The sequence below is a fragment of the Streptomyces sp. NPDC008163 genome (assembly GCF_042956885.1).
In the GTDB taxonomy this organism is placed as follows: domain Bacteria; phylum Actinomycetota; class Actinomycetes; order Streptomycetales; family Streptomycetaceae; genus Streptomyces; species Streptomyces drozdowiczii_A.
The window spans coordinates 203,571-229,969 of record NZ_JBIBHG010000013.1; the positions used below are offsets into that span (position 1 = coordinate 203,571).

At 72.8% G+C, this 26,399-nt stretch carries 18 protein-coding genes, 6 pseudogenes and 1 riboswitch; of the genes and pseudogenes, 3 read left to right on the forward strand and 21 right to left on the reverse strand.

Annotated elements, in window-relative coordinates:
* Nucleotides 1–8 precede the first annotated feature (8 nt).
* Nucleotides 9–2,327 carry a 5-methyltetrahydropteroyltriglutamate--homocysteine S-methyltransferase gene (metE, locus tag ACFZAT_RS27165; RefSeq protein ID WP_391268100.1) on the forward strand — a complete coding sequence of 773 codons (2,319 nt, stop codon included), beginning with the start codon at nt 9–11 and terminating at the stop codon, nt 2,325–2,327.
* A 24-nt stretch (nt 2,328–2,351) separates the two neighbouring features.
* Here metE and ACFZAT_RS27170 read toward each other — a convergent pair whose 3' ends face one another.
* From ACFZAT_RS27170 to ACFZAT_RS27200, 7 genes and pseudogenes are all read right to left on the reverse strand, one after another.
* Nucleotides 2,352–2,735: a hypothetical protein gene (locus ACFZAT_RS27170; RefSeq protein WP_391268102.1), complete on the reverse strand. Its 384-nt coding sequence runs from the start codon at nt 2,733–2,735 to the stop codon at nt 2,352–2,354.
* A gap of 40 nt (nt 2,736–2,775) precedes the next feature.
* Nucleotides 2,776–2,910, reverse strand: a riboswitch (cobalamin riboswitch).
* Nucleotides 2,911–2,923: 13 nt separating this feature from the next.
* Nucleotides 2,924–3,375: pseudogene (locus ACFZAT_RS27175) on the reverse strand (ECF transporter S component); the annotation flags it as partial.
* A pseudogene (locus ACFZAT_RS27180) lies at nt 3,368–3,687 on the reverse strand (cobalt ABC transporter ATP-binding protein); the annotation flags it as partial. The pseudogenes ACFZAT_RS27175 and ACFZAT_RS27180, both read right to left, overlap by 8 nt.
* A 68-nt stretch (nt 3,688–3,755) precedes the next feature.
* Nucleotides 3,756–3,956, reverse strand: a pseudogene (locus ACFZAT_RS27185) (molybdopterin-dependent oxidoreductase); the annotation flags it as partial.
* A gap of 35 nt (nt 3,957–3,991) precedes the next feature.
* Nucleotides 3,992–4,693 (reverse strand): annotated as a pseudogene (locus tag ACFZAT_RS27190) (xanthine dehydrogenase family protein molybdopterin-binding subunit); the annotation flags it as partial.
* A gap of 58 nt (nt 4,694–4,751) precedes the next feature.
* Nucleotides 4,752–5,030, reverse strand: a pseudogene (locus tag ACFZAT_RS27195) ((2Fe-2S)-binding protein); the annotation flags it as partial.
* Nucleotides 5,027–5,764 (reverse strand): annotated as a pseudogene (locus ACFZAT_RS27200) (FAD binding domain-containing protein); the annotation flags it as partial. The pseudogenes ACFZAT_RS27195 and ACFZAT_RS27200, both read right to left, overlap by 4 nt.
* A gap of 5 nt (nt 5,765–5,769) precedes the next feature.
* Between ACFZAT_RS27200 and ACFZAT_RS27205 the strand changes: the two are divergent.
* Nucleotides 5,770–6,432, forward strand: coding sequence for a helix-turn-helix domain-containing protein (locus ACFZAT_RS27205; protein WP_391268105.1), 663 nt, complete (start codon nt 5,770–5,772; stop codon nt 6,430–6,432).
* Nucleotides 6,433–6,465: 33 nt separating this feature from the next.
* On the opposite strand, the gene ACFZAT_RS27210 is transcribed toward ACFZAT_RS27205, so the two are convergent.
* From ACFZAT_RS27210 to ACFZAT_RS27250, 9 genes are all read right to left on the reverse strand, one after another.
* Nucleotides 6,466–9,147, reverse strand: a complete 2,682-nt coding sequence (locus tag ACFZAT_RS27210) for a hypothetical protein (protein ID WP_391268107.1) — start codon at nt 9,145–9,147, stop codon at nt 6,466–6,468.
* Nucleotides 9,144–9,899 (reverse strand): putative N-acetylmannosamine-6-phosphate 2-epimerase, encoded by a 756-nt coding sequence (locus ACFZAT_RS27215; protein ID WP_391268108.1) that lies wholly within the window; start codon nt 9,897–9,899, stop codon nt 9,144–9,146. The genes ACFZAT_RS27210 and ACFZAT_RS27215 overlap by 4 nt, the downstream gene beginning before the upstream one ends.
* On the reverse strand, nt 9,896–11,674 hold the full coding sequence (locus ACFZAT_RS27220) for an FAD-dependent oxidoreductase (protein WP_391268111.1): 1,779 nt from the start codon (nt 11,672–11,674) through the stop codon (nt 9,896–9,898). Before ACFZAT_RS27220 ends, ACFZAT_RS27215 begins: the two co-directional genes overlap by 4 nt.
* The gene (locus ACFZAT_RS27225) at nt 11,671–13,200 is read right to left on the reverse strand and encodes a DUF4127 family protein (RefSeq protein WP_391268113.1); all 1,530 of its coding nucleotides are present in this window, start codon (nt 13,198–13,200) and stop codon (nt 11,671–11,673) included. The genes ACFZAT_RS27220 and ACFZAT_RS27225 overlap by 4 nt, the downstream gene beginning before the upstream one ends.
* A gap of 43 nt (nt 13,201–13,243) precedes the next feature.
* Nucleotides 13,244–14,230: an ROK family protein gene (locus tag ACFZAT_RS27230; protein WP_391268115.1), complete on the reverse strand. Its 987-nt coding sequence runs from the start codon at nt 14,228–14,230 to the stop codon at nt 13,244–13,246.
* Complete coding sequence (locus tag ACFZAT_RS27235; RefSeq protein ID WP_391268118.1) at nt 14,227–15,024, reverse strand: UTRA domain-containing protein; 798 nt, start codon at nt 15,022–15,024, stop codon at nt 14,227–14,229. Before ACFZAT_RS27235 ends, ACFZAT_RS27230 begins: the two co-directional genes overlap by 4 nt.
* On the reverse strand, nt 15,021–15,941 hold the full coding sequence (locus ACFZAT_RS27240) for an ABC transporter permease subunit (protein WP_391268121.1): 921 nt from the start codon (nt 15,939–15,941) through the stop codon (nt 15,021–15,023). The genes ACFZAT_RS27235 and ACFZAT_RS27240 overlap by 4 nt, the downstream gene beginning before the upstream one ends.
* Complete coding sequence (locus tag ACFZAT_RS27245) at nt 15,938–16,816, reverse strand: ABC transporter permease subunit (RefSeq protein ID WP_391268124.1); 879 nt, start codon at nt 16,814–16,816, stop codon at nt 15,938–15,940. Before ACFZAT_RS27245 ends, ACFZAT_RS27240 begins: the two co-directional genes overlap by 4 nt.
* Nucleotides 16,817–16,888: 72 nt before the next feature.
* Nucleotides 16,889–18,202, reverse strand: coding sequence for an extracellular solute-binding protein (locus ACFZAT_RS27250; RefSeq protein WP_391268128.1), 1,314 nt, complete (start codon nt 18,200–18,202; stop codon nt 16,889–16,891).
* Nucleotides 18,203–18,455: 253 nt separating this feature from the next.
* Here ACFZAT_RS27250 and ACFZAT_RS27255 point away from each other — a divergent pair, with 253 nt between their 5' ends.
* A complete protein-coding gene (locus tag ACFZAT_RS27255) occupies nt 18,456–19,766 on the forward strand; it encodes a DUF3370 family protein (protein WP_391268130.1) in 1,311 nt (436 codons plus the stop codon).
* On the opposite strand, the gene ACFZAT_RS27260 is transcribed toward ACFZAT_RS27255, so the two are convergent.
* The 5 genes from ACFZAT_RS27260 to ACFZAT_RS27280 all read right to left on the reverse strand — a co-directional run bounded on the left by ACFZAT_RS27260 (nt 19,729) and on the right by ACFZAT_RS27280 (nt 26,324).
* On the reverse strand, nt 19,729–21,810 hold the full coding sequence (locus ACFZAT_RS27260) for a beta-galactosidase (protein ID WP_391268132.1): 2,082 nt from the start codon (nt 21,808–21,810) through the stop codon (nt 19,729–19,731). The two genes, ACFZAT_RS27255 and ACFZAT_RS27260, sit on opposite strands and share 38 nt — an antisense overlap.
* Nucleotides 21,807–22,703, reverse strand: coding sequence for an ABC transporter permease subunit (locus ACFZAT_RS27265; RefSeq protein WP_391268135.1), 897 nt, complete (start codon nt 22,701–22,703; stop codon nt 21,807–21,809). The genes ACFZAT_RS27260 and ACFZAT_RS27265 overlap by 4 nt, the downstream gene beginning before the upstream one ends.
* Nucleotides 22,700–23,614, reverse strand: coding sequence for an ABC transporter permease subunit (locus tag ACFZAT_RS27270; RefSeq protein ID WP_391268137.1), 915 nt, complete (start codon nt 23,612–23,614; stop codon nt 22,700–22,702). Before ACFZAT_RS27270 ends, ACFZAT_RS27265 begins: the two co-directional genes overlap by 4 nt.
* 71 nt (nt 23,615–23,685) lie before the next feature.
* Nucleotides 23,686–24,984 (reverse strand): extracellular solute-binding protein, encoded by a 1,299-nt coding sequence (locus ACFZAT_RS27275; RefSeq protein WP_391268178.1) that lies wholly within the window; start codon nt 24,982–24,984, stop codon nt 23,686–23,688.
* Between the two features lie 347 nt (nt 24,985–25,331).
* Nucleotides 25,332–26,324 (reverse strand): substrate-binding domain-containing protein, encoded by a 993-nt coding sequence (locus tag ACFZAT_RS27280; protein ID WP_391268138.1) that lies wholly within the window; start codon nt 26,322–26,324, stop codon nt 25,332–25,334.
* Nucleotides 26,325–26,399 lie beyond the last annotated feature (75 nt).

Genomic DNA, 26,399 nt, shown 5'->3' on the forward strand with positions numbered 1-26,399 from the left:
AGATCTCCGTGACATCCGAGCCCGCAGCAGCGGCAGCACGCGCCACCGTGTACGGCTACCCCCGCCAGGGCCCCGACCGGGAGCTCAAGAAGGCCGTCGAGGGCTACTGGAAGGGCCGCGTCAGCGCGGACGCCCTCCGGCAGACCGCCGCACAGCTCCGGCACGACAACCGGCAGCAGCTCGCCGACGCAGGCATCCGGGAAGTGCCCACCGGCGACTTCTCGCTCTACGACCATGTCCTGGACACCACCGTCATGGTCGGCGCCATCCCCGAACGCCACCGCGAGGCCGTCGCGGCCGACGCGGTGGACGGCTACTTCGCCATGGCGCGCGGCACCCAGGACGTGGCGCCGCTGGAGATGACCAAGTGGTTCGACACGAACTACCACTACCTGGTCCCCGAGCTCGGCCCCGGCACCGTCTTCACCGCGGACTCCACCAAGCAGGTCGCGGAGTTCAAGGAGGCCCTGGCCCAGGGCCTCACCGCGCGGCCGGTGCTGGTCGGGCCCGTCACCTATCTCCTGCTGGCCAAGCCGGCCCCCGGTGTGCCCGCCGACTTCGAGCCGCTGACCCTCCTGGACCGGCTGCTGCCGGTGTACGCGGAGGTGCTCGCTGATCTGCGTGCGGCGGGGGCCGAGTGGGTGCAGCTGGACGAGCCCGCGCTCGTCCAGGACCGCACCCCGGCCGAGCTCAACGCGGCCGAGCGCACCTACCGCGGCCTCGGTTCGCTCACCGACCGCCCGAAGCTGCTCGTCGCCTCCTACTTCGACCGGCTGGGCGAGGCGCTTCCGGTCCTGGCGAAGGCTCCTGTTGAGGGCCTGGCGCTGGACTTCACCGAGGCCGCCGCCGCCAACCTCGACGCCCTCGCGGCTGTGGGCGGACTGCCGGGCAAGCGCCTGGTCGCCGGTGTCGTCAACGGCCGCAACATCTGGATCAACGACCTCCAGAAGTCGCTGTCCACGCTCGGCACCCTCCTCGGGCTGGCCGACCGCGTCGACGTGGCCGCCTCCTGCTCGCTGCTGCACGTGCCGCTGGACGCCGCCGCGGAGCGGGACATCGACCCGCAGATCGTGCACTGGCTGGCCTTCGCCCGGCAGAAGACCACGGAGATCGTCACCCTGGCGAAGGCCCTCGCGCAGGGCACCGACACCATCGCCGGCGAACTCTCCGCCAACAGGGCAGCCCTGGCCTCCCGCGCCCGCTCCCCCCTCACCCGCGACCCGGCCGTGCGCGCCCGGGCCGAGGCCGTGACGGACGCGGACGGCCGCCGCTCCCAGCCGTACACCGAGCGGGCCGCGGCCCAGCGGGCGCACCTGGGGCTGCCGTTGCTGCCGACGACAACCATCGGTTCGTTCCCGCAGACCGGCGAGCTGCGGACGGCCCGCGCCGACCTGCGCGCCGGGCGCATCGACACGGCGGGTTACGAGGAGCGCATCCGGACGGAGATCCGGGAGGTCGTCTCCTTCCAGGAGAAGACGGGCATCGACGTCCTGGTGCACGGCGAACCCGAACGCAACGACATGGTGCAGTACTTCGCCGAGCAGCTGACGGGCTACCTCGCCACCCAGCACGGCTGGGTGCAGTCGTACGGCACCCGGTACGTGCGTCCGCCGGTCCTCGCCGGGGACATCTCGCGCCCCGAGCCGATGACCGTGCGCTGGACCTCCTACGCCCAGTCGCTGAGCGACCGCCCGGTCAAGGGCATGCTCACGGGTCCGGTCACCATGCTCGCCTGGTCGTTCGTCCGCGACGACCTGCCGCTCGGGGACACCGCCCGGCAGGTCGCCCTCGCCCTGCGCGACGAGGTCAATGACTTGGAGGCGAGCGGGACTTCGGTGATCCAGGTGGATGAGCCCGCCCTGCGCGAGACGCTGCCGCTGCGGGCGGCCGACCGGGCGGACTACCTGGCCTGGGCCACGGAGGCGTTCCGGCTCACGACCAGCGGGGTGCGGCCGGCCACCCAGATCCACACCCACATGTGCTACGCGGAGTTCGGTGACATCGTCCAGGCCATCGACGACCTGGACGCCGACGTCATCAGCCTGGAGGCCGCCCGCTCCCACATGCAGGTGGCCCACGAGCTGGCGGCCCACGGCTATCCGCGTGAGGCGGGACCGGGGGTCTACGACATCCACTCGCCCCGTGTCCCGAGCGCCGAGGAGGCCGCCGAGCTGCTGCGTACGGGGCTGAAGGCGATCCCCGCCGAACGGCTCTGGGTGAACCCCGACTGCGGCCTCAAGACCCGCGGCTGGGCCGAGACCCGGGCCTCCCTGGAGAACCTGGTCGCCGCCGCCCGTACCGTCCGGGCGGAACTGCCCTCCTCCTGAACGGGGTTGCCGGGGGCCGGGACGTCACTCGCGTCCCGGCCCCCGGCCGGGCGCGCCCGGGTCGAACGCGTACAGGTCGAGGATCTCCGGCATCGGGGCCGTGCCCGGGCCTCCGGCGTTCACCCAGGCTATGACGTCCTCGGTCGCGTCGGGGTCGTTGACCAGGCCGAGCCACACCGGCCGGGCCCCGGCGCGACGGGCCTCGGCCGACGGCTGTACGACGATGACGTTGGCCTGTTCGCACACGTCCAGGCACTCGGAGACGCGCAGTGGGACGGCCGAGCGCAGCCGCGCGGTCTGGGCCCTGTGGTCGCCCGGCACCTTGACCGTGCCGCAGCAGCAGTCCCGGCACACCGTCACTCTGCTGGGTGCGGAGGCCGTGGCCGAAGGGGTCGCTGATTCCGGCATGGCGCCGTCCGCCTCTCACCGGGGAGGTCCGCCCCGGACGTCGTGGAGGTGGCGACGGTGTGAGTGTCTGGCTCCCGGGTCGTGCCCGGTCACAGTGGCGGGACCGCGCCGGATTCACACCGGCTTCCTCAGCTCCCGTCGCCCGATTCGGCGGCCATCGTCTCATGACCCTCAGGACGGTCCACCGGCTGAGGCGCGGTGAAGCGGGCCGGGGCGCGGCAGCGGGCGCGGCGGGCGGCACGGCGGAACGTGGTGAGCACGGCGGGGCCGGCGAGCAGGATGGGCAGGTAGGCGATGGAGCTGTTCGGGTCGAGGGAGAACGGCCGGAAGGAGAGGTTGAGGAGGAATCCGAAGAGGTAGCCGGACAGGGAGCCGTAGACGGCGAGCAGAAGGACTTCGCGACGGCCGGTGGCGCGCGGGAGGAACCCGGCGAGCATGCCGACGAAGGCGCAGCCGAACATCTGGTACGGCATCCAGGGGCCGACGCCCCCGTGATGAGCGCGGAGGCGAACAGCGACGTGCAGCCGAGGGTGAAGCCGAAGCCCGGGCCGAAGACCCGCCCCGCGAGGACGAGGACGAAGAAGACGGTCTCGATGCCCGCCGTGCCCGCGCCGAGGGGGCGCAGCGCGGGTGAGGTCGACCTCGCGGACGGCGGGGACGCCCTTGTGGGCGAGGGTCACCTTGCGGGCGGTGAGCAGGTCGGGCCGGTCGGGTCCGGGGCCCTGGCGGACGGGTGCCGGGGTGTGGCCGGTCAGTCGGGTGCGCAGCTCGCGGGCGGTGCGCCTGGCGTCGCGGATGGACAGCGGGAGGGGGTCCCATCCGGCGGCGCGGCGGAGCTCCACGATGGGGGTGCGATGGCGGAGGTGCGCAGGATGTCGACGGGGGCGCCGATGCGGACCTGGCCGTCGCCGGAGAGGTGGAGTACGCGGTCGGCGTACTGGACGACGCGTTCGGCCACCCGCAACCGGTCCATCGGCGTGGGCGACACGATCGCCCTGAGGTGGGGCGCCTGAGGCACGGTCACACCGCCTCCGGGACACCCTCCTCGCGGTGGTGGCGGCCGAGCCAGATGCCGGTGACGGCACTGACGTAGCGCGCGCCGCACCGGTCGGACGGGACGACGAGCTGGGTGCCGGCCTCGTCCAGGTCGTGGTCGTCCATGCGGGTGGCGAGCAGGACCGGCGCGTTGCCGAAGTCCGCGTCGATCTCCGCCCAGGACAGCCTATGTACGAGTACGGGCCTGGCACGGCCCTGGTCTATCGGCCGACCCCCTCCGCCCGCCGGTGCAGCGCGAGCCAGACCCGGTCACGGGTCACCGGCAGCTCGGTGAAGCGGATGCCCGTGGCGTCCCGCAGGGCGTTGGCGAACGCGGGCGCGACGGGGTTGAAGGGGCTCTCGCTCATGGACTTGGCGCCGAGCGGGCCGGTCGAGTCGGAGGTCTCCGTGAAGTACACCTCGGTCCGGGGGACGTCGGCGTACTGGGGCAGCCGGTAGCGGCGGAACGCGGCCGTGGTGACCCTGCCCCGGTCGTCGACCCGGACGGTCTCGAAGAGCGTCGCGCCGAGCGCCTGGGCCACGCCGCCCTCGACCTGGCCCCGGCACTGCATCGGGTTCATGACCTTCCCGGCGTCGGCTGCGTAGACGCTGCGCAGGATGCGGATCTCGCCGGTGCCGGGGTCGACGGCGATCCGGAACCACTGGGCGTTGAAGGCGACGGAGCGCGGCGAGCCGCCCCAGTGCCCTTCGGCCGCGAGTTCGTCCGCCGCGCCGAGGGTGTGCCCCGCCTCGTACAGCTCCTTGAGCGTGACGAGCCGCCCGGCGCAGTCGACGGACTCCGCGCCGAGCACGCACAGGTGCCGGGCGACTCCGGTGTGGCGGGCGGCCAGGGTGCGCAGGCGCTGTTCCAGGGAGGTCTCGGCGAGGAGCACCGCCTTGCCCGCGACGACCGTCCCGGCCGTCCAGGGCCGCCGTGGTCATCAGGAACCCGACGGTGCAGAACCCGCACTGGTAGCCCTGCGCGTCAAGGAACTTGCGCTGTACGGGGTGGAGTTCGCCGTCCGACGCGGCCAGGCCCTCGACGGTCGTCACCGTACGGCCGGCGGCGCGCACCGCCGGGTAGAGGCAGCTGTGCACCGGCTCGCCGTCGACGTGGACGGTGCAGGCGCCGCAGTCGCCGGCGTCGCAGCCCTTCTTCACGCCGAACCAGCCGCGTTCGCGCAGATAGGTCCGCAGGCACTGGCCGGCACGCGGCTCCTCCTCGGACGTGCGTCCGTTGACGTGGAGTTCGTAGCTCATCGGTCGTCCCTTCCGGATGGATCGGTCAGCTCGCGGCGGACCTCTTCGGCGAGGCGCAGCGCCATGTGGCGGCGCCACTCGGGCAGTCCGTGGATGTCGTCGAACCACTCGGTGCCGGACACCGCCGCGTCGATGGCGGACCGCAGCCGCCCGGCCGTCGGCGGCAGCGGGAACCAGAACCGGAAGGGCCGGACCGTGGCGGCGGTGACCGTCACGGCGAGCGAGCCGTCCACCGGATCGAGCGTGCCGGTCACCAGGGCGCCGGACCGGCCGAGACCGTACAGCGATGCCTGCCGGAAGGCGGTACGGCAGCGCAGCGCCCGCGCGGGCAGCGTCACCGAGCGCAGCAGTTCGCCCTCCGCGAGGTCCTTGAGGCCCGCGCCCCGGATGAAGTCGGCCACCTTCACCTCGCGTACGGAGCCGTCCTGCGCCCGGAGCAGGCAGCTGCCGTCGAGCGCGGCCGTCAGCGAGATCATCGGCCCGGCCGGCAGTCCGTTGCACAGGTTCCCGCCGACGGTCGCCATGTTCCAGATCTTGAACGAGGCGAGGAAGGCGCGGCAGCACTGCTCGAAGAGCGGGGCGGCGGGCGCGTGCAGCGAGCGCCGCCCGTAGCGGGAGAGCTGGGCGATCGTGGACGTGGCGGAGATTTCCAGCGAGCCGTCGGGGTGGCGCGTCAGGGGTTCCCAGCCCATCCGGCTCAGGTCGACCAGTCGGCGCAGGTGCGGCTGCGGCTCTGGCCATGCTGTTGGCGGGAGTCCCTTCGGACGTACGGGAGGTCTACCGCGAGACGGTCCTCGGCCCCCTCCTCGCGGCCGGCCCGAAGTCGGGCCCCATGCTCCTGGACACCTTGCAGGCGTTCCTGGCCCACGACTGCTCCTGGACCCGCACGGCGGACGCCCTGCACATCCACGTCAACACGGTCCACTACCGCGTCCGGCGCATCGAACTCCTCACCGGCCGTGACCTGTCCCGGCTGGACAACCGCCTCGACCTCAGCAGCACGTGCCGGCCTCCCAGGAGCGACGCCTCCAACTCCCCCACCAGCAGGCAGCCCTCGTGCAGGGCGACGCTGCTCGGTTTGCGCAGCCGCTCCGCGACCGTGCCGGTCAGCGCGCCGTCCGGGTCCAGCGCGACCAGGCGGTTGTTCTCCCGGTCGGCCACGATGAGCGGGTCGTGGTGCGTGTGGCTGCGAGGCGGAGGAGGGCGACAACGCGGCAGACGCGCGTGCCACGCCCCGCGAGCCCAGCATGATCCAAACGAAAGGCCCTGGCTGCTGCGGCCCGGGAACGCGGCCTGGGCCCGGAGCGATCAGATGCTCGCCGGTGACGTCATGGCCAGCCGCTACTACCCGCGCGGTGTCACCGCGGCCCTCTGGCTGAACGAGGCCCCGGCACGGGGGTGAGCAAGGCGCTCACCCCCGGCCCTCGTCACCGGATCACTCGGGGCTGCCCGGCGGCAGCACGCGCACGGTCAGCGTCGCGTGCGGGTCCAGCGGCCACGCGACGGCCTCCTCCCCGGCATGTACGGGGGCCTCGCCGTCCGTCCGCTCGTCCAGCCGCGACGGGGCGAGCAGGGAACCGGGAGCGGCCGAGACGTGCGCGACGCGCTGCTCGGCACCGGGGTTGGCGAGGCGGAGGATCAGTCCGTTGCCGTCCTCGGCCGTCTTCAGGGCGCCGAGCAGTGCCCCCTGCGCGGTGAGGGCGCTGCGGTAGGCGTCCGGGGCGGTGCCCGGGCGGAGCTGCCAGGCCCTCGGCGGGGTACGGAACCGGGCGGCCGTCCGTACCAGGTCGTGGTCGCGAGCGACCGGGGCGCCCGTCACGACCGCCACCTCGAAGGTCTGCCGTCCCTGGCACTGGGCCTCCGGGGTGGGCAGCGCCGGTCCGGCGCCGGTGGTCCGGCTGCGCAGGTCGAAGCGGGAGAGCCAGCCCACCGAGCGGAGCAGGGTGACGACGATCTCCTCGTCGGCGCCGGTGGGCGTCTCACCGGCGCCGAGGCCCCGCATCTCGGGCAGTCCGGGGGCGATGAGCGCCGTGCGGTCCTCACCCCGGCCGATGGCGCCGAGGCTCTGCACGGGGGCGGAGCCGCAGACCGCCTCGTGCCCCTTCTCCTGGGGCAGGGGGCCCAGGTCCACGGCGACGGGGCGATCGACGAGGCTCCAGTGGCCGTCCCCGGTCCAGGTGCCGTCGCCGCCCCCGCCGGGAACGTGCAGCCGCAGCCGGTGGTCGGTCACCGTGTTGTCGAGCTCGATGCGCCAGCGCAGCAGCGGATCCCCGTGCCACCGCGACACCTCGATGCGTACGGGCACCTCCCGGGTGCGGGCGGCCCGTCCCTCGCGTGTAGCGGTCAGGCCCACCGGGAGGTCGAGCACCGCGTCGATCTCCATGACCTGGCGCACCGGCGAGGTCCGCACCCGGGAGGCGGTCAGCCTCGGGCGGACGACGCGGTCGTCGGCCGGGGGGTCGTAGTTGTACGTGTCGCCGCGGTCGCCGCCGTCCGTGAGCAGCCCGTAGCCCGCCCGGCGGGTGCCGTCCGGCCGGAGCCAGGTGAGCGAGGCGTCGGCGGCGGGGCTGAGGGTGCCCCCGTCCGGGGCCTCCAGAGCGGCCGTGTCCGCCAGGGCCGACTCGGCCTCGGCCGGCGGGTTGTCGCCCAGCACCACCCGTACGACGTCGCAGCCGAAGCCGGTGAGCTCGGGGGCGCGGAAGCGGAGGCGGTGGCGGAAGGAGGGGCGGGAGTCCGGCAGGAGGTCGAGGTCCGCCGCGAACGCGGTCTCCTCGCCCAGCGGTTCGGCCTCGAAGGGGATGCCGTTCCCGTCCGCGTCGAGGAGTGCGACGGGGTAACGGCCGGGCGCGGTCAGCACATCGGCCTCGATCACGCCTCCGGCGGTGTCGGCGTGCGGGTTGACCACGACGAGCCGCGCCTCGTCGTGCGGACGGTCACCGTAGAGCCGTACGTCGTAGCCGGCGCTCAGCAGTGCGCGCTCGACCACCAACTCGCCGAGCTGCGTGACGCGTTCGTAGCGGACGGCGTTCTCGCGGTGCACCTCGTCGACGCTGCATCCGCACAGGGAGTCGTGCGGGGCGTTGCGCAGGAGGAGTTCCCAGGCGTGCCGGAGGTCGGCGGCGAGGGTGGCGTCGTGCGGCGCGTGCAGGGCGACCAGGGGCTCCGCCCAGCGCTCCAGCAGGTTCTGCGCGGCGGTGTTGGCCTGCTTGAGGTACGTCCTGGCGGACAGGGTGCCGGGCAGGATGAAGGTCAGATACCCGGCCGGGTGGCGCAACTCGCCGTCCACCAGCGGAAGTGCGCCGACGACGGACTCGTCGCGGGCCGCGGCGAAGAACTCCTCCAGGGTGCTCTGGCGCAGCCGCGCCCCCTCTGCGTCGGCCACGGCACCCAGGGACGCGATCCGCCGCCCGGGGTCGGAGGGCGCGAGGTGGTCCCCGCCGTTCATCAACAGCCAGGGCCCCTGGGCGAGTCGCTTGCGTTCGCCGTCGAGGAAGGCGGTGAGACGGGCGGAGTCCGCCGCGTCGTCGCCGTCGCCCGCGCCCCAGAGGACTTCGGCCCCGTGGTAACCCTGGTTGACGGCGAAGACCTCGGAACCGTCCGGCGAGCGCCAGCGGAAGCGTGCGACCCCGTCCGGGGCGCCGCGCCACACCAGTGCGGTGTCCATCCCGAAGCCGTTGAGCAGCCGGGGGAGGTCGGCGGGGTGGCCGAACGCGTCCGGTGAGTAGCCGACCGCGGCGAGGGCGCCCTCGCCGGGGGCCCAGCGGCGTGCGGTCAGCAGGTTGCGGATCAGGTTCTCGCCGGAGACGAGCTGGTTGTCGGCCAGTACGTGCCAGGGGCCGAGGGTGAGCCGTCCGCCTTCGGCGTGGGCGCGCAGCCGGTCGGCGAGGTCGGGGCGCAGCGCGGCGACGTCGGAGAGGACGATCGTCTGCCCGTCGAGGTGGAAGGCGCTCATCCGGCCCTCGTCCAGCTGTGTGCAGACGCGTTCGGCGAGCTCGACGAGGCGGGCGCGGAAGGCTTCGAAGGGGCGGTACCACTCGCGGTCCCAGTGGACGTGGGTGACGACGTGGCAGTCCGCCTGGTGTGCCTCGGCTGTCGGGGCGTTGGGCGTCGTGGTCATGCGGGGGTCTCCTCGGCGAGGGGGTTGCCGGTGCCGCGCAGGGCGGTGGCGAAGCGTTCGGTGATGGAGGCGGGGCGGGTGATCGCGCCGCCGACGACCACGGCGTGGGCGCCGAGGCCGAGGGCCCGGGCGGCCTCCTGCGGGGTCGAGATGCGTCCCTCGGCGATGACGGGGACGTCGAGCCCGGCGGCGAGCGCGGCGAGGAGTTCGAAGTCGGGCCCGGGAGGCACGGGGGCGTCGGTGGTGTAGCCGGAGAGGGTGGTGGCGACGGCGTCCGCGCCCGCCGCGCGTGCGGCGAAGCCCTCCTCGACGGTGGAGACGTCCGCGATGACGGGCACCCCGTCGGCGTGGAGCGCGGTGATCGTCTCGATCAGGGTGAGGCCGTCGGGGCGGGGCCGGGCGGTGGCGTCGAGCGCGACGATGTCCGCGCCGGCGGCGGCGACGGTGCGCGCGGCGGCGAGTGTGGGGGTGATGTAGACGCCGGTGTCGCCCTGCTTCCACAGTCCGATCACGGGCACGGGTACGGCGGCTCGTACCGCCGCGATGTCCTCGGGCCCGTTGACGCGCACCCCGCTCGCGCCTCCCTGGAGGGCGGCCACGGCCATCCGGGCCATGATGCCGGCGCCGAACAGCGGTTCTCCGGGCAGCGCCTGGCAGGAGACGACGAGGGAGCCGGCGATGAGGCCGAGGGCTTCCTCGCGGGGCGTGGGGTGGTCTTGCGCGCTGTGCACGGGGGGCCTTTCGTTGTTCATGCGTTCTCCGCCCGGGTGGGCAGCGCCCGGGCGACGGCGGACCAGAGGGCCGCGGCGGCCTCCGACCAGGTCGTCCCGGTGAGGTCCGGCGTCGGTACGGGGGCGGGGTCCGGGCCGCCGAGCAGGCGGGCGGCGGCTTCCCGGAGCGACGCGAGCGCGGGTGCGGTGAGCGGTGCGTCGGGGTCCGCGGTGAGCTGTGCGGCCCGTGGCCCGGTGAGGGCGCCTGCCGCGCCGAGGAGTTGGACGGCCACGAAGTGGGGGTGTCCGGGGCCGACGTCCAGCGTCCAGGCCAGGGGGACTCCGCCGTCGGCCAACGCGGCCTGCAACAGGGTCAGTTCGCGTCGGTCGGCGACCACCTGGGCGGGCGGGAGCGAGCGCAGGCACGCCTGGGCGGCGAGGGCTCCGGCGGCCTCACCGACCGCCCACTCGCCCTGGTGCACCCGGTAGGCGGAGGCCGCGACCTGGGTCGCCCCGAGGTTCTTCGCGGCGGCGAGGAGATTGACCGGGGCCGGTGCCACGAGGGCCGACAGGGGGATCTGGAAGGGCGCGGTCGGCGCGTACGCGCTCTGCGGATGGCCCACCCTGCTGTGCAGGTCCATGTGGTACATCGCCAGGCCCCCGGAGTCGGCGAAGGCGGCCGCCCGGGCCCGGCCCGGGACGGGTTCCAGGTCCTGCTGCCGGACGGGGCGGGCCGTGCGCAGCCGTCGCGACTCGCGCAGATAGGGCTCCTCCGCATATCCGTCCGGGGTGCCGCTGATCTCCGGGACGAGCCGGAGTCCGGGGTTGCCGAGGCCGCCGTCGTCGCGGGGGCACTCGGTGCGAAGCCAGTGCAGGAACGCCTCGGACAGCCTCTTGGCCTCGGCGTACGCGCGTGCGGGGTCCTCCAGGGCCGAGGTGTCCGCGTAGTCGTTGCCCGCCCAGTTGATGAGGGCGGCGTCCCGGCCGCCGAGGACCGCGCCCTCGCGCAGCCGGCGGTAGGTCCAGAACGGCGGGTGTCCGTCGGGGCCGTCCTCGAACATGCGGTAGCGGTGCGTCCTGCCGTCCCAGCCCGCGATCTCCAGGGTGAAGGGCTGCGCCTCACGCCATCGGGCGTAACCGGGGGGTGCGTCTCCCACCGGCCCGGCCTCACCCGGGGGTGCCGTCTCGACCACGAAGCCGACCGTGCAGGACTGCACCGCGCCGGGCTGCTCCGCACCCGGCAGGGCCAGGGATTCGCCGTACGCGTCCCGGCCTTCGGATCCGCAGACCCAGGGAGCCCCGGCCATCGGCAGCAGGTCGCCGGCCTCGGTGGCGTCGCAGAAGACCGCACCGGTCAGCGTGGTGACGCGCTCATCCCCGGGGACCCGGAAGTCGATCCCGGTCACCCGGTCGCCGTCCTTGCGCACGGCAACGGGCGTGAGCCGGCGCAGGACGGTGAGCCTGCCCGCCGCGATGTGCGGGGCCAGCAGCGTCTCCAGGGCCTTCTCGGCGGCGGCCGGTTCGCAGCACAGGCGGCTGACCCAGCCTCCGCCCGGGTTGTCCACGCCGTCGTACTGGGCGCGGATCGCGGCGCGGAAGGCGGCGTAAGAGGACGAGGCGCCGCCGGTCTCGATGTGGGGGTGCTCGTCGAGTGCGGGGACGAGCTGGGTGGTTGCCTGGCCGCCCAGTCGGGTGCGGGCGGCGGCCAGCAGGACGGTGCGGCCGGCTCGTGCGGCGGCCAGGGCGGCGGCGACGGCGCCGAGTCCGGAGCCGACGACCACCACGTCGGCCGTCCGGTCGGATGCGGTACGGGTCACCGGGACTCCTCGGGGTGGGTGGGGGTGAGGGCGAAGTCGGCCTCGAAGGTGCGGTGCCAGGGCAGGCGGACGCTCGCGGGCACCAACGCGTGCCCGAGTTCCGGCAGTTCGGCCGCGCACCGCGCCAAGCCGTCGGCAATCCCGGCGAGGACGGGGTGGTCCGGCGGTACGTGGTCGTGGGCGCCGAGCACACTGCCCAGCGTGGTGCGCGCGGCCGCGCGCACCCGGGTCATGTAGCCCCAGTCCTCGATGAACCGGTGGGCGAGCAGCAGGCGGTGGGCCCGCTCGTCGAAGGTGCCGGCCCGCCGGGCGAGGACGACGGTCACACCGTGGGCGACGGCGGTCCCCAGGGTGTTGCCGGCGGTGTTCCATCCCGCGTATGCGGTGAGCCGGTCCGCGGTGCCCGCCCGGTGCAGGGCTTCCACGAGGAGCGGGTCGGCCCCGTTGGGCTGGGCGCAGTCCGCAACGGCCACCTCGTGGCCTTCGTCGAGGAGTTCACGGGCCCGGGCCGCGAGGGCGCGGGCGGTCGTGACGGCGGACCCGGGGCGGTGGCCGGGCGGGGCGACGGCCCAGTCGCCGGACCCGTCCGGGGTGTGGACGAGGAGGTGCAGACCGGCTTCCCGGTCGCCGGTGAGCACGGCTCCGCAGGCGGCGATCTGCCCCGCTGCGGTGTCGGCGACCGGCATGTTCTCGTACGGGGCGACGGTACGCAGTCCGGCCGGGTCGACGGCCTCCACGGCGACGGTCACGGGCGGCCCGCCGAAGAGGTCGCGGAGGGTACGGGCGATCAGCGCGGTCACGGCCTCGTCGGCTCCGGGGCGCACGGCGACCCGGCTGACCAGGCCGAGGCGGTCGCGCCAGAGCCGCAGTTGGGCGAGCTCGGCGGTGGCCAGGCCCCAGGGGGCGGTGTCGTCCGCGCCCACGACCAGGGTGTTCAGGCGTCCCCGGGCGACGAGGTCCAGGGCGCCGAGGTTCAGGGTGTGGTTGCGGAGGCGGCGGCCGAGGAAGTCGGCGCGGACGGCCTCCGGGACGCCGCTGGGCTCGGCGGGGCCGGCAACCTGCTCCTCGGCCCGGTGCAGCGCCGCGGAATAGCGGTGCAGGGCGGGGCCGTACGGGTTCCAGTAGTCCGGCTCCTCCATGGCGTCGGCGGAGTCCGGGGTGCGGGTCACCAGGGTGACGCCGTGCACCGGGCGGCCGGATCCGGCCCAGGCGGCCAGCCCGTCCCAGTCGCGCAGGACGTCGTGCGCGGACGCGGTCCCGGTGCGGGAGGCGATCAGGCCGCCGTGCCCGAGCATCTCCAGGCTCACGACGGCCGCGTCGCAGTCGCCCGCCCGTTCCGCGAGCCAGGCACTGAGCCCGCGCGGGTCTCCGGGGGTACGCAGTGCGGGCAGCAGGTCCGACGGGGGCAGGGCGAGCCGGACGCCGGCGACGGCGGCGATCTGGGCGGGCAGCCCGGCGCAGGCCGGACGCTCGTCCAGCGGCAGGAGGGCCACGACGGCCTCGGGCCGGCGGGGTTCGTCACTCACGACAGGGTTTTCCTCAACGGGTGGTGGGGGCGGGGCGGCGGCTTCAGTCCCGGGGCCGGAGCGTTTCCCGGGCGTGCTCGGCGGCGCCGAGGGCGACGGCGTCGGCGCCCAGGGCCGCCGTGGTGACGGGCACACCGCGCAGGAGGGGCAGGGTGTGCTCCTCGACCGCCCGGCGCAGGGCGTCCCCGTACCAGTGGCCGGATGCGATGACGCCGCCGGCGAGCACCACGACGTCCGGGTCGAGGGCGCTGACGATGCCCGCGAGGGCGGTGCCGAGCGCGGTGCCGCCGCGCGTCAGGACCGCGCGGGCCTCCTCGTCGCCCGCTCCGGCGGCGGCGGCGACGGCGCGGAGGTCGTCCGGAGCCCGCTGACCTTCCGGGGTCGCGACCCCCAGGAGCCGGGTCATCGCGGGCCCCGAGGCGACGGCTTCGACGTGTCCGGTACGCCCGCAGGGGCAGGGCAGCCCGGCTGCGCCGGGGACCGGAACGTGGCCCAGGTGTCCGGCGGCGCCGTGCGCCCCGGTGAGGACCCGGCCTGCGACGGCGAGGGCGCCGCCTATGCCGGTGCCCGCCATGACGCCCACGGCCGTGTGCGCACCGGCCGCCGCCCCGGCGGACAGCTCGCCCGCCAGGAACGCCTGGACGTCGCCCAGCACGGCGACGGGCAGGCCGAGCACGCCTTCCAGCCGGGCCGCGAGCGGTGTGCCCGCCCAGCCGGGCAGGGCGTCGGTGGCGGCGGCGATGGTGCGCCCGTCGGGGGCGACCACCCCGGCCGTGCCGACACCGGCCTCGGCCACGCGCAGCCCGTGGGCCCGGCCCGCCGCGCGCACGATGTCCGCCACCCGCGCGGCGGCCGCGATCACGGCGTCGGGGCCCTCGGCGGCCGGGGTCGCGGTCTGCGCCCGGGACAGCACGTGGCGGTCCCCGTCGAAGAGCACCGCGACCGTCTTGGTGCCACCGATGTCGATGCCCAGGAGAGCGGTGCCGTCGTCGGGCCGGGGGCTGGGTTCCCCGTCGGCAGGGTGTCTCATGGGTGTGGCTCTCTGGTGATGGTCAGCCGGTAGTCGTAGCGGTCGGCGCGGTAGAGGCTCACCGCGCGCTCCACGGCGCGGCCCCGGATGTCGCGGGTGACGCGCTCGACGTGGAGGGCCGGGAACTGCGCCGGCACGGAGAGGAGTTCGGCCTCGCGGGGGCCGAGGACCGTGGCCCGGATCATCTGGTCGGCCTGTTCGGGGGCGGCCCCGGCCCGCTCCAGCCGGCCGTACAGCGACTGCGGATCGCCCTCCTCGACCAGGCCGGGGACGAGCGCCTCGGGCAGCCACACGTTCTCCAGGCACATCGGCTCGCCGTCGGCCAGGCGCAGGCGTTCCAGGTGCACCACGGGGCTGCCGGGGGCGAGGAACAGATCGCGGGCGCAAGCGAGATCGGCCTCCGCGCGCTCCAGGACGAGGAGCCTGCTGGCGGGCTTCATGCGCCGGCTCCGGATGTCCTCCGAGAACGAGGTGAGGTACAGCGTCTTGCTGATGGTGGAGGGGTCGGCGACGAAGGTGCCCGCCCCCTGCACACGGTAGACCCGGTTCTCCTGGGTCAGGCGCTCCATGGCACGGCGCACGGTCATGCGGCTGACGCCGTAGCGCTGCATCAGCTCGCGTTCGCTGGGCAGCGGCGCGTGCGGGGCGAGGCCGTCGTCGATGAGGGCGAGCAGTTCGGTGCGCAGCGTCTCGTGCTTCGGTGCGCGCTCCTCGGCTCCGGCCGGGTCGCCCTGCCGTCCTGTCGTTCCCTTGCCCGCCGCCGTACGCTGCGGCTTGTGCGCTTGCTGTGTCATCCCTTGACCGCCCCCTCGCCCACTCCACGGAAGAAGTACCGCTGCAGGCTGAAGAAGAGAACGAGCAGCGGGACCACGGCCATCATCGTGCCTGCGGCCACGACTCGCTGATCATTGGTGAAGGTGCCGGACAGGTACTGGATGCCCACGGTGAGGGTGTAGTGGGCCGGGTCGGACAGGACGATCAGCGGCCACAGGAAGTCGTCCCAGGCGAAGACGAAGCTGAAGATGGCGACCACGGCGATGGTGCCGCGCACGGCGGGCAGGGCGATGTGCGCGAAGCGCTGCCATTCGCCCGCTCCGTCGAGCAGTGCGGCCTCCTCGACCTCCCGCGGCAGGTGCCGGAAGGCGTTGCGGAACAGCAGGACGGACAGGCCGGTGACGGCGGTCGGGAGCATGACGCCCAGCAGGGTGTTGTTCAGCCGCAGGGAGCGCATCATGAGGAATTCGGAGACCATGATGGACTCGAACGGAATGATCATCGTGGCCAGGAAGATGCCCATGGCCAGCCCGCGCCCCCTGAACCGCATCCGCGAGAGCGCGTAACCGGCGAGTGAGCCGAAGAGGCAGTTGGTGACCGCGCTGCCGGCCGAGACCAGCAGCGAGTTGAGGCCGTAGTGGAACACCGGCACGGTGCGTGCGGCGTCGGCGTAGTGGCTGAGCGTGGGGTGGTGCGGCAGCAGTTGCGGCGGATAGCCGAAGACCTGCTCGCCGACGCCCTTGAGGGAGGTGGACAGCTGCCACAGGAAGGGGCCCACGGTGAGGACGAGGACGGCGGCGAGCAGTACGTAGCGCACGACCAGGCCCAGGACGGCCCGGCGTGAAGCGGGCCGTCGGGAGGACGTCCGCTCGCGGGGCGCGGCGGCGGGCGCCTGGTGGCCGGCCGGGGCGGGTGCGGTGGTGAGGGCGGTCTTCACGCCTGCTCCTCCTTGGAGTTGAGCCTCGTGACGAAGACCGAGAGGCCGAGGGTGGCGACGAAGAGGGCGAGGCTCATCGCCGAGGCGTACCCGGCCTCGCCGCCGAGCCCGAGGCCGGTTTCGCGGATCGTGTACACGAGCGTGCGGGCTTCGCCGCCCGGGCCCGCGCTGCCGTTGCTGAGGGTGTAGACCTCCGCGAAGACCTTCGCCGACGCGATCGAGGCGAGGGTGGCGACCAGGATCATGGTGGGCCGGAGCAGCGGCACGGTGACGCTGAAGAAGCGGCGTACCGCACCGGCGCCGTCGACTTCGGCGGCCTCCAGCAGGGACCGCGGCACATTGGCGAGGGCCGCGAGGTACACGACCATGTAGTAGCCGAGGCCCTTCCACACGGTCATGGCCATCGCGCTGATCAGCAGCCAGTGGGAGTCGGTCAGGAACGGGACCGGCTCGGTGACGACGTGCAGGCCGCGCAGTGCCGAGTTGACGAGTCCGTCGCTGGAGAGCAGCCACGACCAGATCAGACCGGCGACGACCATGGAGGCGACGACCGGGGAGTAGAACACGGCCCGGAAGAAGCCGATGCCGGCGATGCGCCGCTGGACGAGGACGGCGACCAGGAGCGGCAGGACCACCATCAGCGGCACCACGATCACCACGTAGAGCGCGGTGTTGCGCAGGCTGAGCCAGAACTGCTCGTCGTGGATGAGCCGTCGGTAGTTGGCCGCGCCGGTGAAGTGGCCGCCGCCCAGGGTGCTGGCGTCGGTGAACGACAGGATCGTGGTGTTGCCGAACGGGACGATGAAGAAGGTGAGCGCGACGGCGAGCGCGGGGGCGAGGAACAGCCAGGGTACGTACCAGCGTCGGCCGGTCACGGGAACCTCCGTGCGGAAGGGAGCGGCGGGCGGGCCGGGGCGCGTCCTGCCCGCCGCGGATGTGCGGGGTGATCAGCCGGCGGTGATGGCGTTGGCGGCGTCGACGGCCTGGTCCAGGGCCTTCTGCGGGGTGAGCTTGCCCTGAAGCGCGAGCTGGACCTTGCCGACGACGGCCTGGGTGACGCGTGCGTCGTACTGGACGGGGACCAGGTTCTGCCCCTTGGCGATCTGCTGGGCGGAGATCCTGCGTGCCTGCGCCTCGACGGAGCCGTCCCCGGCGTCCGTGAAGTAGGGGTCCTTGAGGGCCTTGGTGACGCTGGGCAGAACGGTCACGATCTTGCTGAAGGCCAGCTGGTTCTCGCTGTCGGCCATGTACGAGGCGAAGGCGACTGCCGCGTTGCGGTTCTTGCTCGTCTTGGGGACGAGCAGCCCCATGACCGACATGTTGGTGGCGCCCGACTCACCGGTGATCTGCGGACCGACGGCCGTCTGCTCGGCGATCTTCGGCGCGTTCTGCTTGATGATGGTCAGGAAGTTGGGCCCGGAGGGGAAGAGTCCGACCCGGCCCGCCTGGTAGGCCTCGGTCTCCTTGCTGTGGTCCTGGGTCAGGGAGTCCTTGGGGTAGACGCCCTTCTTGTAGGCGTCGACCAGCTTGGCGAGGTAGGCGGCGGCCTCGGGCGTGTTGAAGGTCCACTTCCTGCCGTCCTTGTCCAGCAGGGGGACCCCCTGCTTGGCGAGGTCGGTGATGAACCGGTTCTCCAGGGCGGGGTGGGCGCCGTAGAAGGAGCCCTTGCCCGCCTTGGAGAGGGCCCCTCCGTCGGCGAAGAGCTCGTCGAAGGAGGCCGGGGGCTTCGCGGGGTCGAGGCCGGCCTTCTTGAAGAGGCTCTTGTTGTACATGGTCACCTCTGAGGTGAGGTACCAGGGGATGCCGTACGAGCCGCTGCGCCCGGGCACCGTGAACGCCTGCCAGGCGCCGGGGATGTAGTCGGCCTTGACGTCGGACGCGGCGGTGTCCATGTCGATGAACTGGCCCTTGGCCTCCAGCGCCTGCGCGAACTGGGGGTTGAGGTTGACGACGTCGGGCAGCGTCCCGGCGGCCGCGTCGGCGGTCAGCTTCTCCTGGGCGCCCTGGAAGGGGATGTCGACCCACTTCACGTTCACGCCGGGGTTCTTCTTCTCGAAGGCGTCGATCACACCGTTCACGTACTTCGTGAAGGTGGGCTTCAGCTGAAGCGTCTCGAAGGTGACCGTGCCCTTGAGCGGCCCCTTGGCGGCACCGGCGGGCTCGTTGCCGTCGTCGGACGAGCCGCCGAGACCGCAGGCGGAGGTGAGGGCGCCGATCACGGCGACGGCGCAGACGAGGCGGAGACCTCTGGACGAGGACATGACGCTCCTTGGGGCATTCCGGGGGCACGGCCGGAGGGAGAAGAGGATCGACGCGGAGCCGAAGACCAAGTGGTCCGTACCACTTGCAGGGTTGAGTGTGCTCAGCCGCGCCCGTGGCGTCAAGGGGCGGCCCGCAACTTTCTGACCGGACCTCCCCGGCGCCCGCCCACCCTTCACGGGGAGCGGCCAACCCCTTGCGGCTCACGGTTTTACGTGCGTTGATATGCGCCAACATCTCAAGAGAGGACCAGCGATGCCCTCCCTCCCCACCCGGCGCACCTTCCTCGCGGCGCTGCCGCTGACCGCTGCGGCACTGAGCGTTCCGCTCACGGAAGCGGCGGCCCACCCGTCCGGACACGGCAGACATACGGACCACTTGAAGAGGCACCGCGCCGCCGGCACCCAGGCCGCGAGCTTCGGTGAAAGCGCCTGGACGGCCGGTACGCCGACCGCTCCCGGGCCCACGGTCGCCCGTGAGCTGCTGCACCAACTCCCGGGCTCCGCAGGCGGATCCGAGCTCGTCGTCTCCAACAACCCCGAGACGGTGACCGGCCCCGGCTGGCTCATGCAGCACGCCCGGACGACGAGCACCCGCGGCGGCTCGGCACACGCCCTGTCGGGCACCTTTCCGCTGTACCTGTACCACCAGAACAGCACCGGCAAGACGGCCTGGCTGCACGTGCTGGTCTCCAACCCGGGCACGGCTCCGGTCACCGTCTCCGCGCGCGGCGCCGCGTGGACCAACGCGGACAAACCCCTGGTCCAGGACCCGGCGGCCCGTGCCGGGACCGGCCCCTGCTACGCCACCTCGGCCGACTGGCTGTCCGGGAACGTGAAGCAGTACCTCTCCCCCGCCCAGGTGGCACCGGGGCGCGTGGTCGAGGCGGCGCGCCTGCCCATGACCGGGTCCATCCTCGACGGCCTGCTGGAGATCACGGCGAGCGCCGGGGTGTACACGTACACGGTCGTCACCACGGACGGCAGCACCACCACCGCCGTCAACCTCTCCCAGACGGACAGTGCGGCGGCGCCCGGCAACATCGTGTCGCAGACGGACACCACCTACGGGCGCGAAGCGGGTGTGTACGGTGCGTCGAGGTGGGACACCGGGCGAGCCGCGGTGGACGTGGCCGGTGCCGGGCACCACCTCGGCATCGCGGTCAACACCACGGTCCGCCAGGTCGCGGCGCTGGACCAGACGTCTCCGGCCACCGCCGCGCTGAGCGACTCCTCGGCCCGCAGCTGGGGCAACTACGGGCTCCGCTACGCCGTGGACCTGGAGCTCCGCAACCCCGCTCCGGCGGCCCGGACGGTCCGCCTCACCTTCGGATCCAACGTCACGGCCGCGACCGACGTCCCGGGCAACACCTGGAACGGCGCGATGGCCCTGTCGGTGGACGGCGGCGCCGAGGAGATCCGCACGGTGTACGTACGCCCCACCGTGCCCCGGGACGAACTGGCGACGCTGACCGTACCGGGCGGCGGGAGCCGGCGCGTCACCCTGCGCTTCATGGTGCCGGGCCTGATCACCGCGGGCTCGCAGCTTCTCCTGGAGAGCGTGTAAGGGTCACCGGGCCGGGGCCGCCGCCCCGGTCCGTCTCGCGCAGGGTGACGGCCCCGCCCGCCGGGATCGCCACGACGCCGCCGCTGCCGGTGGGGAACTCGACCGGTGCGGTGCCGTGGTTCAGCAGGAAGAGCCAGGAGCCGTCCGGGCCCGCGCGGCGTACGGCTTCGACGTCCTCGGGAGTCTCCGCCACGGGGCGCAGTCCCGCGTCCCGGGCGAGCCCGCGCAGCAGCTCCCGCAGCGTCGCGGCCGACGCGCGGGTCGCGACATAGTGGCTGGTCCCGGAGCCGTGGCGGTGCCGGGTGACGGCGGGCCCGCCCGGCACGGGTCCGCCTTCGGGGCCCTCCGCGAACCGGACGACGGTCTCGCAGCCGTTCGGCTCCACGCGTTCGGCCCAGTGCGTGGCGGTGGTGGCGTCGCTGAGTCCGGCCGTCACGCCGTCGCGCAGCGGGAGGTATTCGTCGACGCGCAGGCCGAGCACCGTACGCAGCGCACCGGGGTAGTGGCCCGGGTGCACCCGGTCCTGTCCGTCCACGACCCCGCTGAAACAGCCCACCGCGAGGTGCCCTCCGGCGTGGACGTACCGGGTGAGCGCCTCGGCGTCCTCGTCGCCCAGGAGGTAGAGGTTGGGGGCGAGCACGGCCTTGTAGGGGGCGAGTTGCGTGCCCGGGGGCACGACGTCGCAGGTGATGTTGAGGCGCCACAGCGCTTCGTACCAGTCACGGACCAGGTCGAGATAGCGCATACGGGCGGACGGGCGGGCCTCCGCCTCCAGCGCCCACCAGTTGTGCCAGTCCAGGAGGAGGGCGACGTCCGCTTCGACGCGGCTGCCGGCGACCTCGCGGAGTGCGTGCAGTTCGGTGCCGAGGTCGACGGCCTCGCGCCAGACGCGGGTGTCGGTGCCGCCATGCGGAAGCATCGCGGAGTGCCACTTCTCGGCACCGGCGCGGGACTGCCGCCACTGGAAGAACATGATGGCGTCGGCGCCCCGGGCCAGGTGGCCGAGGCTGTTGCGCCGCATCTCCCGGGGCTGCTTGGCGATGTTGACCGGCTGCCAGTTGACGGCCGAGGTCGAGTGCTCCATGAGCAGCCAAGGGCGTCCGCCGGCCGCTCCCCGGGCCAGGTCGGCGTTGAGCGCCAGGTCGATGTGCCCGTTCACGTCGTGGGCGGGGAGGTAGTGGTCCAGGGAGACGATGTCGCACGCGGCGGCGAGCGCATGGGCGTCGGCCTTCTTCTCCAGGGTGCCCAGGAGGTTCGTGGTGACGGGGATGCCCGGTGCGGCGGCACGGAGGATGGCGGCCTCGGCGTGGTACCGGCTGACCAGAGCGTCGCTGGAGAACCGCCGGTAGTCGAGGTCCTGGCCGGGGTTCCTGAAGGCGGTGGTCTCCCGGGGCGGGTCGATCTCCTCCCAGTCCCCGTAGCGCTGGCTCCAGAAGTCGGTGCCCCAGGCGTCGTTGAGGGCGTCCAGGGTGGTGTAGCGGTCGCGGAGCCAGTCGCGGAACGCGGTGGCGCTGACCTCGCAGTAGCACAGCGCGTTGTGGTTGCCGAACTCGTTGTGCACGTGCCACAGGGCGAGCGCCGGGTGCCCCGCGTAGCGTTCGGCCAGGGCCGCGACGACCCCGTCGGCGGCCTCGGCGTACGCGGGGTGGCTCGGGCAGAAGACCTGCCGGCTGCCATGTGCCAGGCGGGTGCCGGAGGCGGTCACCGGCCGGGCGTCCGGGTGCAGCCGGGTGAACCAGGGGGGCGGGGCGGCGGTGGGCGTGGCGAGGTCGACGGCGATGCCGTGCGCGTACAGCAGGTCGAGCACCTCGTCGAGCAACGTGAAGTCGTGCGCACCGGGGCGGGGTTGGATGCGGGACCACGCGAACACCCCCACCGTGACGAGGTTGACGCCCGCTTCGCGCATGAGCCGGGCGTCCTCCCGCCAGACGTGGGGTGGCCACTGCTCCGGGTTGTAGTCGCCGCCGTACGCGATGCCGCCGAGCCTCCTGCGGAGCTCCGACAGGGGGTCGACGGGCCGGGCGGAGAGGTGTCGCGGTGTCATGCCTTCACCGCCCCCGCGGCCAGTCCGGCACGCCAGTAGCGCTGGAGCAGGAGGAAGGTGAGCACGATGGGAACGACGGAGACCGCGGCCCCGACGATGGTCAGGGTCTGCAGCTCGGGCAGGCGGCTGGTCTGTGACTGCCAGGTGAACAGGCCCAGCGTGACCGGGTAGAGGTCTTCGTCCTGGAGCATGATCAGGGGCAGCAGGAAGTTGTTCCAGATGACGACGAACTGGAAGAGGAAGACCGTCACCAGGGCCGGCGACATCATGCGCATCGCCAGGGTGCAGAAGATCCTCAGCTCACCGGATCCGTCCATCCGGGCCGCCTCCACGACCTCGTCGGGCACGGCGGCGGTGGCGAAGATCCGGGCGAGATAGACGCCGAAGGGGCTGACGATGCTCGGCAGGAACACCGACCAGAAGGTGTTGGTCGCGTCGGCCTGGGCGAAGAGCAGGAACAGCGGCAGGGCGAGTGCGGTGGCCGGGACGAGTACGCCGCCGAGGATCACGGAGAAGATCGCCTCCCGCCCCTTGAAGCGGTACTTGGCCAGGGCGTAACCGGCCGCGGCCGCCAGCGCCGTGGCGACGGCGGCGCCCGCTCCGGCGTACCACAGGCTGTTGAGCAGCCAGCGCGCGTAGACACCGTCCTGTTGGGTGAACAGCGCGCGCAGATTGGCGCCGAGGTGCCAGTGGGACGGCAGCAGGCCGGGAGTGGACACCAGATCCCCCTGGCTCTTGGTGGAGGCGACGAGGAGCCAGTAGACCGGCAGCAGCATGTAGCAGGCGGCCAGGGTCATGAAGGCGACGGCGCCGGCCACGGGCAGGTGTCTGCCCGGGGCGGAGCGCCGCCGGAGGGGGGCGTGTGCTCCTTCGGTGCGGGTGAGAAGGCTCATCCGTTCCTCCTGGAGGTGAAGCGCAGAAAGGCGAACGACAGGAGGAACGTGACGACGGCGAGCAGGACCGCGAGCGCGGCCGCCTCGCTGTAGTTGTCGCCGGAGGCCAGCGAGTAGGCGGCCAGGTTGGGCGTGTAGGTGCTGGTGACGCTGGTGGCCACGGACCGGAAGACCTGCGGCTCGGTGAAGAGCTGGAAGGTGCCGATGAGGGAGAAGACTCCGGTCAGGACGAGCGCGGGGCGGATCATCGGGACCTTGATCCGGGTGGCGATGACCCACCCGGCGGCACCGTCCACGCTCGCGGCCTCTTCGACGTCGGCGGGCAGGGCCTGCAGGGCCGAGTAGAGGATGAGCATGTTGTAGCCGGTGTACGTCCAGGTGACGACGTTGCCGATGGAGAAGAGGACCATGTCGTGGCCCAGGAGGTCGACGTGCGTGCCGGCCGACTTCATCAGGTCGACGACGGGTGACAGGCGGGGGTCGTAGAGGAAGGCCCACATCAGTGCGGCCACCACGCCCGGAATGCCGTAGGGGACGAAGTAGACGAGGCGGAAGAACCGCTTGAGCCGTGCCACGGTGGAGTCCAGCAGCAGGGCCAGCAGGAGGGCCAGGAGCAGCATCACGGGGATCTGCACGACGGCGAAGACCGCGACCCGTACGACGCTGTCGGCGAAGAACGGCTCCCGGACGACGGCCGCGTACTGCTCGAAGCCCGCGAACACGGAGTGGGTGTGTCCGAAGGTGCCGCCCGTGCGCTCGGTCTTGTGCAGGCTCTGCCAGAAGGCGTAACCGACGGGGACGAGCGTGAAGAGGACGAACGGGATCAGGAACGGGGCGAGGAAGGCGTAGGGGGTGAGGCCCGGGCGCGCCGGTCGGCGGCGTGGTCGGGCCGGGGCGGAGGTGATGGTCACGTGGGTGCCTTCGGCAGGGGAAGTGCCCCCGCCGCCGGGGCGGCGAGGGTGTCGGGGGCGGGGTGCGGAGCTCAGCCGGTGACGTCGAGGGACTGCTTGCGCAGGGACTCCACGCTCTGCGACTGGGTCTGCTTCAGCACATCGGCGAGCGTTCCCTTGCCTCCGACCGCGCCCGCGGTGCCGTCGCTGATGTAGCGGTAGGTGTCCGTCATCGTGGGGCCCCAGGTGAAGCCGGTGTCCACGTGGGCGGACGCCCGGGCGAAGACGTCGAAGATCTTCTGCTTGCCGTAGAAGTCCACCGGCTTCTGCAGGGCGGGCAGTTGCAGTCCGGCCGTGGCGGCGGGGTAGAGACCGCCCTCGCGGTTGAGGATGTCCAGCGCCTTGGCGTCGGTGTTGAGCCAGAGGGCGAACTCGGCTGCCTCTGCGGGGTGTTCGCTGCCGGTGAGAACGGCCGTGGTGGAGCCGCCCCAGTTGCCGGCCTGCTGGTCGCCGGCCTTCCACTGGGGCATGGGGGCGACGGCCCACTTGCCCGCGGTGGACTTGGCGTTGTCCCGGATGGTGCTGTAGCCCCAGGCCGCGCTGATCCAGGTGACGACCTCACTGTCGTTCCACGCCTTGTACAGGGCGGGCGAGAATCCCTGGAGGTCGGTGGCGACGAGCTTGTCGTCGATGAGCTTCTGCCAGTAGTCGGCGACCTGACGGCTCTCGGGCCGGTCGACGGTGACCTTCCAGGCATCGCCGTTCCGCTCGAACATGGTGGACTTGTTCTGCCAGAGGAGGCCGGTGAACCAGTTGGGGTCGGTCTGCGAGTAGTGCGTGATGTACTTTCCGGCCTTCTTGATCCTCACCGCGTCGGCCGCGTACTCCTCCCAGGTGGCGGGCGCCTTGAGACCGAGCTTGTCGAAGACGTCCTTGCGGTAGAAGAGCGCCATGGGTCCGGTGTCCTGCGGGACGGCCCAGACGCCGTCCTTGCCGTCGGAGCCGAAGTCCACCTGGGACCAGGTCCAGTCCACGAACTTGCCCTGCGCGGCGGCGACTCCGGGGCACTTGGCTATGTCGCGCAGCCCGTCGCGGAGCCGGAAGCTGGCGAGCGAGTCGTACTCGATCTGACCCAGGTCGGGTGCCTTGCCGGCCTTGAGCGCGTTGGACATGTTCTGGTACGTACCGGTGTTGCCGGAGGGCGTGGTCTTCAGCTTCACCTGGATGTCGGGGTGCCCGCCGTTCCACAGGTCGACGGCCTTCTGCATGCCGGGCACCCAGGACCAGTACTGCAGCGTGACCTTGCCGGAGGACGGCTTGCAGTCCGAGCCGCCCGCCGCGTCGGTGTCGTCCGCACCGCCCCCGCCGCATCCGGTCACCGCCGCGAGCATCAGCGTCACCGCGCCGATCATGCATCGTCTGACGGAAGTTGAGGACCGAAGACGCATCGCCATGGGGGCGCTCCTTGCCGGGGGTATCCCGCTCGGACGAGCGGTGGGCGCAACCCTCACGACAGCAACACGCAAATGTCAAGAGCTGTAGGGCGATTCGTGCGACAAAAGCTGACCGTCCGCACGGCCAACCAGCCGCCATTGCAAGCCCTTTAACCTCACTGAGCAGCGAAGATGCCATCAGGCACAGGTTGTTCGGTTCACGTTCTCGTCATACGCAATCGATTACGCTACGGTGTCCGCACAGCGAAGCTACCGCGAAGTAGGGTCCGTGCGGCCCTGGCCGGTCAGGCGGAGGACCGGGCCACGAACTCGGCCTTCACCCGCACCGTCCGGGGTACCGTCCGGCCGTCGAGGCGCCCCTTGAGCAGCTGCGCGGCCGCGCGCGCCACGTCCTCCGCCGGGTAGCGGATCGTCGTGAGCCGCGGGCGTACCAACGAGGCGAAGGAGGCGTCGTCATGGCCCACGAGGGCCACCTCACCGGGGATGTCGACCCCCAGCTCCTGCGCCTTGTCCAGCGCGCCGACGGCCAGCACGTCGTTGGCGCAGAAGACCGCGTCGGGCCGGTAGCGGTGGCTCATCAGCTCCGCGAAACCGGCGGCTCCGGCCTCACGGGTGTGTTCTCCCCGTGCGACGAGCTGCCGCGGGAGCGACATGCCGAACTGCGGGGCGAGACTCCGGAGCAGGTCGAGGCGGGGGTCGCCGCCGGTCGCGTCGTGCGGGCCCGCGATCATGGCGATGCGGCGGCGCCCCGAGGCGGTCACGCGCTCCAGGGCCTGCCGGGTCGCGGCCCGGGCGTCGGGTGCGACCGTGTCGACCGCCCCGAAGGGGACGTCCGCGCTGACCGTGACGGGTGTGCCCGTGAGGGTCAACGCCTCCAGGTCCTTCGGCAGGAGCCGGAACGGCGTGATGACGATCCCCGCGAAGCGCTGCTGGACCGCCTCCGCGAGCAGTGCGCGCTCCTCCTCGCGGTCGGCCCGCGTGTTGCAGACAACCACGTGCAGACCGAGGGCGCGCAGCTCTTCCTGGAGCGTCGCGGCGAGCTGGGCGAAGAAGGGGTTGGCGATGTCCGGCACGATCAGGGCGACCAGGCTGGAGCGGCCGGTCCGCAGGCTGCGTGCGGCCGTGTTCACGGTGAAACCCAGCTCCGCGATGGCTGCTTCGACGGTGGTGCGGGTCTCGGGCGCGACCGCGCGCTTCCCGGACAGAACATAGGAGACCGTGGCGGTCGAGACACCGGCGAGCCGCGCGACGTCCGCCATCGTGACCCGCTCCTGCACCGCTCACGCTCCCTTCGCGGCCACACCCTACTTCACGGGGCGCGGGCCGCTGGAAGCGCTTGCACCGTCGCGCGG

Bases quoted from the DNA above. Each gene is read 5' to 3' on its own strand.
- ACFZAT_RS27170 (WP_391268102.1), bottom strand. From the start codon at position 2,735: ATGCCGGAATCAGCGACCCCTTCGGCCACGGCCTCCGCACCCAGCAGA.
- ACFZAT_RS27205 (WP_391268105.1), top strand. From the start codon at position 5,770: ATGCTGTTGGCGGGAGTCCCTTCGGACGTACGGGAGGTCTACCGCGAG.
- ACFZAT_RS27210 (WP_391268107.1), bottom strand. From the start codon at position 9,147: ATGACCACGACGCCCAACGCCCCGACAGCCGAGGCACACCAGGCGGAC.
- ACFZAT_RS27215 (WP_391268108.1), bottom strand. From the start codon at position 9,899: ATGAACAACGAAAGGCCCCCCGTGCACAGCGCGCAAGACCACCCCACG.
- ACFZAT_RS27230 (WP_391268115.1), bottom strand. From the start codon at position 14,230: ATGAGACACCCTGCCGACGGGGAACCCAGCCCCCGGCCCGACGACGGC.
- ACFZAT_RS27235 (WP_391268118.1), bottom strand. From the start codon at position 15,024: ATGACACAGCAAGCGCACAAGCCGCAGCGTACGGCGGCGGGCAAGGGA.
- ACFZAT_RS27250 (WP_391268128.1), bottom strand. From the start codon at position 18,202: ATGTCCTCGTCCAGAGGTCTCCGCCTCGTCTGCGCCGTCGCCGTGATC.
- ACFZAT_RS27255 (WP_391268130.1), top strand. From the start codon at position 18,456: ATGCCCTCCCTCCCCACCCGGCGCACCTTCCTCGCGGCGCTGCCGCTG.
- ACFZAT_RS27260 (WP_391268132.1), bottom strand. From the start codon at position 21,810: ATGACACCGCGACACCTCTCCGCCCGGCCCGTCGACCCCCTGTCGGAG.
- ACFZAT_RS27265 (WP_391268135.1), bottom strand. From the start codon at position 22,703: ATGAGCCTTCTCACCCGCACCGAAGGAGCACACGCCCCCCTCCGGCGG.
- ACFZAT_RS27275 (WP_391268178.1), bottom strand. From the start codon at position 24,984: ATGCTCGCGGCGGTGACCGGATGCGGCGGGGGCGGTGCGGACGACACC.